This window comes from Photobacterium sp. DNB22_13_2, assembly GCF_052873915.1.
This window is the reverse complement of record NZ_JBNNXU010000129.1, coordinates 1-273: the sequence shown is the minus strand read 5'-3', so window position 1 is coordinate 273 and position 273 is coordinate 1. Positions and strand designations below refer to the sequence as shown.

General features: G+C 60.1%; 1 protein-coding gene. It reads left to right on the top strand.

The genetic code is table 11. The features are described from left to right. Positions 1–16 precede the first annotated feature (16 nt). Positions 17–273, top strand: a 257-nt coding sequence (locus tag ACVA58_RS28090) for a PhoH family protein (RefSeq protein ID WP_446513520.1), incomplete at its 3' end; no start/stop codon positions are given.

Genomic DNA, 273 nt, shown 5'->3' with positions numbered 1-273 from the left:
CATCAAGGTCAAGAGCATGAACTTCATGCGTGGCCGCACCTTCGTCAACAAGTTCCTCATCATCGACGAGGCACAGAACCTGACGCCCAAGCAGATGAAGACGTTGGTTACGCGCGCGGGCCCGGGCACGAAGATCATCTGCCTGGGGAACATCGCGCAGATCGACACGCCGTATCTGACGGAAGGTTCGTCCGGTCTGACCTACGTGGTGGATCGCTTCAAGGGCTGGAGCCACAGCGGTCACATTACGCTGGCGCGCGGTGAGCGTTCGCG